This window comes from Actinoallomurus sp. NPDC050550 (assembly GCF_040655075.1).
In the GTDB taxonomy this organism is placed as follows: domain Bacteria; phylum Actinomycetota; class Actinomycetes; order Streptosporangiales; family Streptosporangiaceae; genus Actinoallomurus.
Genome location: NZ_JBFAJC010000031.1, coordinates 111,225 through 119,469, shown reverse-complemented (window position 1 = coordinate 119,469; position 8,245 = coordinate 111,225). Strand labels below are relative to the sequence as shown.

Genomic DNA, 8,245 nt, shown 5'->3' with positions numbered 1-8,245 from the left:
ATTAATCTAAATTTTTTTTTCTTATTTACTGTTGGCTCATCACGCTACCGCCCCCCCCCCCCACCCAGCCCCCGGGGGCCCCGCCGAAGCGCCGGGCCCCCCGCTGTACATCGCTCACCGGACGGCGTCGCCGCGCCGCCACGGATCCGGGGAAGGAGCAAGCCCGCACGGTCCGATCGCGCGGGCACGGCCGATGCGACGTGACCGAAGCACCTCGACGCGCGCTCGGAACACGCGGCCGCCGCGCTCGGCGAGGTCACCCGTCAGCGTGTCGTGGCAGCCCGCGTCGGGCTTGGCGCGGCTTTCCGTTCCGCTGCTCCATCAGCCCCGTGTCGCGATCGCCCAGCCGGCCGCGGGCAGGCTCACGCGCGATCCGTCGATCCGCCCGGATCCGGCGGCGTGCCGCCAGACGCCTGCGGGCAGGTCGGCCTCGGCGGGATGGTCTGCGGCGTTCAGCGCGACGGTCACGCCGTGGTCCCCGTCGGCGGCCGTGTAGACCATCGTGGTGTTGGTCAGGGCCGTCACCGTCGTACGGGCGCGGACCAGCCAGGGATGCCGGCGGCGGAAGCCGATGAGGTCCTGGTGGAGACGGTGGTACGGGCGGCCGTGCCCGGCCAGGCCCGCCGGGTCCCCGGGGAACTCCGGGCGGATCGCGTCGTCGCCGCCCTCCCGCTCCTCCTTGACGCCGCGGAACGCCTGTTCGTCCCCGGAGTAGATCGCGGGGATCCCGGCGACCGTGCACAGGATCACCAGGGCGTGTTCGAGGTGGCGTTCGTCGCTCAGGCGGCTGGCGATACGGGTCACGTCGTGGTTGCCGACGAAGGTGTACGGGACGAACGTGTCCAGCAGCGCGTTGTGCCGGTCCAGGGTCCAGGCCAGCTCGAACAGATTGCGGTCGTTCAGGGAACTCCAGATCGCCTTCCACAGCTCGTACTGGGTGACCGAGTCCAGCCCGCCGTCGGTGACGTAGGCGGCGTAGTCGCCGTGGATGACCTCGCCCATCAGCCACGCGCCGGGAAAACGCGCGCGGACCCGCTCGGTCACCGCGCGCCAGAACGACAGCGGCACGGCGTACGCGGCGTCGAGCCGCCAGCCGGCGACGCCCCGCTCCAGCCAGTGCGTCATCACCTCGGTGACGTAGTCGGCGACCTCCGGTTCGTCGTGGTTCAGCGCGACGAGACGGTGATGGCCCTCGAAGGTCAGGTGGCCGCCGTCGGGGGTGGGGCGGAACCAGGAGGCGTACCGTGAGCGCGGACCGTGCGCGGTGACGTCGGCGAAGGCGGGGAAGCTCCGGCCGACGTGGTTGAACACCCCGTCGAGCAGCACCCGCACCCCGCGCCGCGACGCCTGCTCGACGAGCCGCAGCAGGTCCTCCTCCTCGCCGAGGCGGGGGTCGATACGGAAGTGGTCGACCGTGTCGTAGCCGTGGGTCTCGGAGGCGAAGACCGGGCCGAGGGCGAGCCCGTTGCAGCCCAGGGCGACGAGGTAGTCCAGCCAGTCCGCCAGGCGGGACAGCCGGGGCACCGGCGGCGCGGACGGGGGGAGCGCCCGGCGTTCGGCGCCGGTGAAGCCCAGCGGATAGACGTGCCACCAGACGGCGTGTTCGGACCAGTGCATCGAACGATCCCAGGGGTGAGTGGTCGGTCGGTCATCCGGCACCGGGGCGGTGCCGCGCGGAGTGGGGCGGGTCGTCGGCGAGCCGGTCCATCAGCGCGCCGGCCAGCCGCAGGACCTGGCGTTCGGTCGGCGACAGCCCGGCCATCGCCGAGGCCAGCCACGCGTCGCGTTCGGCCATGTCGCGGGCCAGGGCGGCGGTCCCCTCAGAGGTGATGGCCAGCACGGACTGGCGGCGGTCGCGCTCGTCGCGGATCCGGGTGACCAGTCCCGCCTGCTCCAGTTCGGCGAAGACTCGGGTGAGGGACTGTGGCCGCTGATGCGCGGCGGCGGCCAGCTCACCGGCGGTGGCCGGGCCGTGCCGGTGCAGGTGGCTCAGGACACCGAGCTTGTTGACGCTCAGCGCCTCGGGGGAACGCTCGGCGCGCAGCCGCCGCCCGAGGCGGATGACGCCCTGACGGACCTGCGCGGCGCCGTCGAGAAGCTCCGCCTCCTCCTGCCTGTCACCCATATTGTTACGCTATCACTTACTATCTCGGCATGCTTCACCAGGCAAATCAGGGGAGAACAGCATCGATGTCGTACGCACTGCGTATCGTTTCGCACGGCCTCACACGGATACGGCGGCTGGACCCAGGCCTGGCGGGGCTGCGGGCGACCGCCGTCACGATGACCGCGACGCTCGCCGCGTACGCAGCGGCGCTGCTGCTCGAGCACGCCGAGCACCTGCACACCGTCATCCTCGTCCAAGCGGTCGCGCTGACGCTGACCCTGTCCCGCACCGGCCCCGGCACCACGCCGGCCGACCGGATCACGGCCCTGGCCGTACTGCCGACGGTGGCCGTCGCAGCCGCCGAGACCTCCGCGCTGATGTCCCGTCATCCCGTCGCCGGCGACACGGTGTTCACCGCCTTGATCTGCGCCACGATCGCCGTTCGCCGGTTCGGCCCGCGGGCGACCAGGGCCGGGACCCTCGCCGTGCTCCCGCTGATCGCGGTACTCGTCACTCCGCCGGGCGGCCGCGCCCCCGGCCACGATCAGGACAAGTGGGCCGGGCTGGTCGCGCTGATCGCCGTGCTGTGCGGCCTCACCGCCCGGGCGATCGCGGACCGTCTGAGGTTCACGCGCCCGGCCGCCGCCTTCCCGCCGGTCCCCGCCCCGGCGAGCGGAAGCAGACGGCTTTCGGCGAGCACCCGCATGAGCCTGCAGATGGGCGCCGCGGTCGGGGCGGGATTCGCCGCCGGCCACCTGCTGTTCCCGCAGCACTGGGCATGGTCGGTACTCACCGCGTTCGTGGTCTGCAGCGGGGCACGGGGCCGCGCGGACGTCGTCCACAAGGGCGTGCTGCGCACCGTCGGCGCGGCAGCCGGGACCGCCGTGGCCACGATGATCGCGGGTACGTTCGGCCCGCACGACACCCGCTCCATCGCCGTGATCTTCGCGGTGCTCGCGGCCGCGACCTGGCTGCGGCCCGCCGGTTACGCCTACTGGGCCGGATTCGTCACCGCGGCGCTGTCCCTGCTGTACGGCTACTTCGGCCAGTCGGCCCCCGACCTGCTCACGACCCGACTCGAGGCGATCGTCGTCGGAGCCGTACTCGGCATCGCGGCGTCCTGGCTGATCCTGCCGATCAGGTCCATCGACGTGCTGCGCCGCCGCACCGCCGACGCCCTGGCCGCCCTAGGGGAATTCCTGGCGGCCGCGCGCCAGGAACCGGGCCACCTGGCCGATCACCAGGCCAGATTCGACGGCTGCCTGCACCGGCTCGAGCAGATCGCCGGGCCGCTGCGCGCCCACCGCCGACTCCGCCGCACCGTCCCGCATCCCGCCGACGCGATCGACGCCGTACGCCGGTGCGCCGCGCCGGTCCACACCATCGCCCGATGCGCGGCCGAAGCGGGCCAGGTGCTCACGGCGCCCGACATCGTCCGCCTGAACGCCGCCGTCACCGCCGACCTGACCCGGGCCCGCCTGGCCGTCGGCCGCCGCCCCCTCACTGCGGCCCACCCGCCCGCGCCGGCGCCCGCCGCGCCGGGACCGTCGCCGGACGAGCGGCTCCGCGCGGCGCTGCTCGAGCTGGACGCCGCCGTACGGAGCCTGCCGCCGATCTTCGCCCCGGCCGACGCCTGAACGGACGAGGCCGCGCACGGCAAAGCGGAGACGACACCTCCAAGCTCACGTCCGTGGCGGCCGACGCCCCCGCCGGCCTCTACGGTGGGAGGCGACATGCGCACCATCAAGCACGCCGGAGTCCATGAGCTGCAGATCCGCCGGTCCCGGTTCATCTGCGCCCTGGCCCGCGTGGTGACCGAGGAGAAGGCGCAGGCGTTCATCGCCGAGCGCCGCCGCGCCCACCGCGACGCCACCCACAACTGCACCGCCTACATCCTGGGCGAACACGGGCAGATCACCCGCAACAGCGACGACGGGGAACCGGCCGGCACCGCCGGCCTGCCGATGCTGGAGGTCCTGGGCCGCCGCGGCCTGACCGGTGTCGCCGCCGTCGTGACCCGGTACTTCGGCGGGATCAAGCTCGGCGCCGGCGGCCTGGTCCGCGCCTACAGCCAGGCCGTCACCGAGACGATCAACGCCGTGGGAGTGGTCGAGCGCCGGCCCGTCGTCACCGTCACCGTCTCCGTCGGGCACGAACGGGCGGGCCGGCTCCAGCGCGACCTGCACGCCTCGCCGTACCCACCGGCGGGCACCCGCTACGGTGCCGGCGTCGAGATCGACGTGCCGGTTCCGGAGGCGGAGCTGACGGCCTTCGAGGCGTGGGCCGCGGCCGCCACCGGCGGGCAGGTCTCCATCCGGCGGGGTGCCCGGGCGCTCATCGACGTGGAGATATGACGCCGCAAAGACTGACAGAAGATGTCAGGTAACACCGGCAGGATGGGATCCGTCACCGACGAATGAAAGGCGGCCATCCATGACCGCGATCGCTTCACTTGCCATGGTCAACCTCGACTGCGCCGACCCCCAGGCGCTCGCCGAGTTCTACCACCAGGTCCTCGACCTGCCGATCACCCACAGCGAGGACGCGTACGCCATGATCGGCGACGGCGTCACCAACGTCGGTTTCGGGCGGGTGGAGGGCTACCGGCCGCCGAACTGGCCCGACACGGACTCTTCCAAGCGATACCACCTCGACCTGTACGCCGACGACCTGGACGACGCCGAGGCGCGCTGCGTGAAGCTCGGGGCCGTCCGGCCGGAGTTCCAGCCGGGCGGCGACCGCTGGCGGGTCCTGCTCGACCCGGCCGGCCACCCGTTCTGCGTCTGTCTCCGCCCCGGAGACGCCTCCTGAGGAGCAGGCCGGGCCATGCCCGGTCGCCATGTCGCCGGTCCGGCTCATAGCGGCCGGACCAAGGCGGCGTGACAAGGCCGATGCGGCCCGTGGCCGGGCCGCGGGCCGGGGGGAGGGAAGGGTTACCGGTCGCGTCCCGCGAGCGTGGCGCGGCCGGTTCCCCGCCGCCCCGTCTCGATCCACATCGCACCGGCCCCGTGACCGCCACACTTCCCGCTCAGGGCACCACGGAGCGCCTCAGGCGCCCTGCCGCGAATCGCCCTCACACACGATGACCTCACACGGCGACGTGATCAGGATCGTCGGGACCGTGTCACCGCCGAACGGGTCGCCGTTATGGGAGTTCAGCCGCGCGCCGACCACAAGCGCCTCGGCCCGCTGCGCGAGCCGGGTCAGCTCCACACCAGGCTCTCCGCGCGCGACCCGCAGCCGCGTCGTGATCTGCTGCGAGCGCGGCAGGAGCCGCGCCACCTCATCACGCAGCCGCAGCCACGCGCGCCCCCACCCCCACAACCCCTCCGAGGCCGGAACGACCTGTACGACGTCCAGGCGAGCGTGACGGCGCCGCGCCTCCTCCGCCGCCCGGCGCAGTGCCGCGACGGAGTTGGGGGATCCGTCGAACCCCGTGATCACATACCGGGGTCCCGGGACAACAAGCATGACGACCTCCTCATGTCGCTATCCACGATCGCCGCCGCGCCCCGGCCCGGGAGAGAGCCGAGCGACCCCGGCCGGTGGGACCTTCGGCCCTTCTGCGCCCGCACCGCCGCCACGGACTCTGGAAGAGCGCCGACGGCGATCCGCCGGCGCGACACGGCGGGCACGCCACCGACCGCCGGACATCGGCGAGGGGATGAACGGACATGACGACGTTGTCGGGAACGGCCCTGACGGCCCACGAGTTCTTCCGGGGCATGCCCGCACGGCACGTCGACCTGCTCGCCCGGTCCGCCCACTACATCGACGTACCGGCCGGGCACCGCTTCTTCGAGGAGGGCGGACGCGCCGACCGGTTCTGGCTCATCCAGGCCGGCCGCATCACCCTGGACCTGCGCGTACCCGGGCGCGGCACCGTCGTCATCGAAACGCTCGGCCGCGGCACCGTGCTGGGCTGGTCCTGGCTGTTCCCGCCGTACGTATGGCGCTTCGGCGCCATCGCCGCCGAACCCGTCCGCGCGATCGTCCTGGACGGCCGCACCGTACGCGTCCTGTGCGTGACCGACCCGGCCCTCGGCTTCGAGCTCACCCGCCGGTTCACCGCGATCATGCTCGACCGCCTGCAGAACACCCGGATGCGGCTCATCGACCGCTGCACCCCGGCCTGACCGGCGCACCCGGCTCTGCCGTCACGGGCGCGCCGGCATCCGGCACCTCCCGGCCCTCCGGAGTTCCGGTGACCTCACTCGTCACGGGACTCGTGGCCCTCGGCCGCCTTCAACTGAGCGACGAACGCGGCCGCCTGCGTACGGCGGCGCATGTCGAGCTTGGCGAAGAGGTTCGAGACGTAGTTCTTCACCGTCTTCTCGGCCAGGAACAGGCGCTCGCCGATCTGCCGGTTCGTCAGCCCCTCACCGATGAGCTCGAGGATCTGACGTTCCTGACTCGACAGGGCCGCCAGGGGATCCTTGCGGGTCTGGCGCTCCCGCAGCCGCTGCAGCATCTGCGCGGTGCTGCGCGGGTCGAGCAGCGACTGCCCGGACGCCACGGTACGCACCGCGCTGACCAGATCGGACCCGTGGATCTGCTTGAGCACATACCCCGCCGCACCGGCCATGACCGCGTCGAACAGCGCCTCCTCGTCGGAGAAGGACGTCAGCATCAGGCACGCCACCTCCGACATGCGCGAACGGACGTCCCGGCACACGCTGACACCGTTCCCGTCGGGCAGCCGTACGTCCAGCACGGCCACGTCCGGGCGCGCCGCCGGAATGCGCGCCAGCGCCTGCTCCGCGCTGCCGGCCTCGCCCACGATCTCGATGTCCGATTCCGACGACAGCAAGGCCGCCACCCCACGCCGGACGACCTCGTGGTCATCCACCAAGAACACACGGATGGTCATGAACGCCTCGCTTTCCCCTTGCCGTGCGACGCCCTGAACACCGCCCCCCCGCGGGGACAGGGCGCCTCGGCCCTGAAATCAGGGGCCAACGGCCCTTTCAGCCTCGGCACCGATCCCGTCATTCCCCCACAGAACACACCTACGCGGGCGGATCGGTCCAGGCAAGAGACGCCGTCGTCCCCGGACAGCGCGACGAACGTACGCCCCGGGCGCGCGACGCCCGGCCGTCAGGTGGGGGAGAGGCGGTGCCCGCCGGCCAGCCGGTCACCCAGATCGCTCCGCCGATACAGGACCTGACGCCCGTTCCGGGCCCGGGTGACCAGCCCGGCCGCGAACAGCACACGCAGATGCTGGGACACCGCGCTGGGCGTCACCCCCACACGGCGGGCGAGTTCACCGGTGGCCAGCGGCTCCTCCAGCAGCCCCAGCAGCCTGGCCCGCGACGCGCCGATCAGCGAGACCAGAGCGGACGCGCCGGCGGCCGGCACCGGAGCCCACAACGTCGCCACGCCACGGCTGGGATACACCAGCATCGGCGGCTCATCCGGGCCGGCCGGGGGAGCGGGCTTGTGAGCGAACACCGACGGCACCAGCAGCAACCCCCGCCCCGACGCCTCGACACGGTGCGCGCCGATCATCTTGTCGATGTGCACCACCCCGTCGTGCCACCGCAGGTTCGGGTGCATGTCCGCGAACAGCAGACGGGCGCCGCCCAGGGCCAGCTGCCGGGCACGGTAGGTCATGTCGGCCTCCAGCAGCAGGCGCATCCGCGGCCACGCCGGTTCGATCGCCAGACCCCAGTACCGCCGCAACAGATCACAGATCGCATCCCGCAGCCGGACGACGGCCTCATCATCGCCGGCGGTCGCATCCCGCAGGACGCGGGGGAGCGGGCCGGGAACGTGCGCCGCCAGCAGATCACGGCGCACCACGCCCGGGGCGGTCCGGCGGACGACGGCCAGTTCCTCCTCGAAGGCCCCGGCGAAGCCCGCGGGCCGCGGGGTCAGGAAGTCCGGAAGAGTGAGCCGGTCCCCGACCAGGGACATCAGCAGACCGGCGTCCAGCGCGCCGAGCCCGCCGAGGACGGACCTGCGCCACGGCAGGTGCAACACCGACAGGCCCGGATCGCGCAGCACCCGCAGGCTCAACACCGTCTCGGTCACGGGGGAGAGGGCGAAACGCGTGTCGGCGAGGTCCTCGACGCCGAGCACGAAACCGATCATTAAGCCCCACGCTACATCCATCGACGTCCGGGCACCGCTGCCGTG

General features: G+C 72.6%; 9 protein-coding genes. 4 read left to right on the top strand and 5 right to left on the bottom strand.

The window, feature by feature from the left end:
- Window positions 1-321: 321 nt before the first annotated feature.
- A complete protein-coding gene (locus AB0I04_RS34500) occupies window positions 322-1,617 on the bottom strand; it encodes an alpha-amylase family protein (protein WP_360894204.1) in 1,296 nt (431 codons plus the stop codon).
- Window positions 1,618-1,648: 31 nt separating this feature from the next.
- Complete coding sequence (locus AB0I04_RS34495; protein WP_360894201.1) at window positions 1,649-2,125, bottom strand: MarR family transcriptional regulator; 477 nt, start codon at window positions 2,123-2,125, stop codon at window positions 1,649-1,651.
- A gap of 65 nt (window positions 2,126-2,190) precedes the next feature.
- Here AB0I04_RS34495 and AB0I04_RS34490 point away from each other — a divergent pair, with 65 nt between their 5' ends.
- From AB0I04_RS34490 to AB0I04_RS34480, 3 genes are all read left to right on the top strand, one after another.
- The gene (locus AB0I04_RS34490) at window positions 2,191-3,744 is read left to right on the top strand and encodes an FUSC family protein (protein ID WP_360894198.1); all 1,554 of its coding nucleotides are present in this window, start codon (window positions 2,191-2,193) and stop codon (window positions 3,742-3,744) included.
- Window positions 3,745-3,840: 96 nt separating this feature from the next.
- The gene (locus AB0I04_RS34485) at window positions 3,841-4,461 is read left to right on the top strand and encodes a YigZ family protein (RefSeq protein WP_360894195.1); all 621 of its coding nucleotides are present in this window, start codon (window positions 3,841-3,843) and stop codon (window positions 4,459-4,461) included.
- 79 nt (window positions 4,462-4,540) lie between these two features.
- Window positions 4,541-4,918 carry a VOC family protein gene (locus AB0I04_RS34480; protein ID WP_360894193.1) on the top strand — a complete coding sequence of 126 codons (378 nt, stop codon included), beginning with the start codon at window positions 4,541-4,543 and terminating at the stop codon, window positions 4,916-4,918.
- Between the two features lie 237 nt (window positions 4,919-5,155).
- Here AB0I04_RS34480 and AB0I04_RS34475 read toward each other — a convergent pair whose 3' ends face one another.
- Entirely contained in the window at window positions 5,156-5,578 is a 423-nt protein-coding gene (locus AB0I04_RS34475; RefSeq protein WP_360894190.1) for a universal stress protein, read from the bottom strand.
- Between the two features lie 203 nt (window positions 5,579-5,781).
- Between AB0I04_RS34475 and AB0I04_RS34470 the strand changes: the two genes are divergently transcribed.
- Window positions 5,782-6,243 carry a cyclic nucleotide-binding domain-containing protein gene (locus tag AB0I04_RS34470; protein WP_360894187.1) on the top strand — a complete coding sequence of 154 codons (462 nt, stop codon included), beginning with the start codon at window positions 5,782-5,784 and terminating at the stop codon, window positions 6,241-6,243.
- 74 nt (window positions 6,244-6,317) lie between these two features.
- Here AB0I04_RS34470 and AB0I04_RS34465 read toward each other — a convergent pair whose 3' ends face one another.
- Window positions 6,318-6,977 (bottom strand): response regulator transcription factor, encoded by a 660-nt coding sequence (locus AB0I04_RS34465; RefSeq protein ID WP_360894184.1) that lies wholly within the window; start codon window positions 6,975-6,977, stop codon window positions 6,318-6,320.
- Window positions 6,978-7,204: 227 nt separating this feature from the next.
- Entirely contained in the window at window positions 7,205-8,200 is a 996-nt protein-coding gene (locus tag AB0I04_RS34460) for a winged helix-turn-helix domain-containing protein (protein ID WP_360894181.1), read from the bottom strand.
- Between the last annotated feature and the right edge of the window lie 45 nt (window positions 8,201-8,245).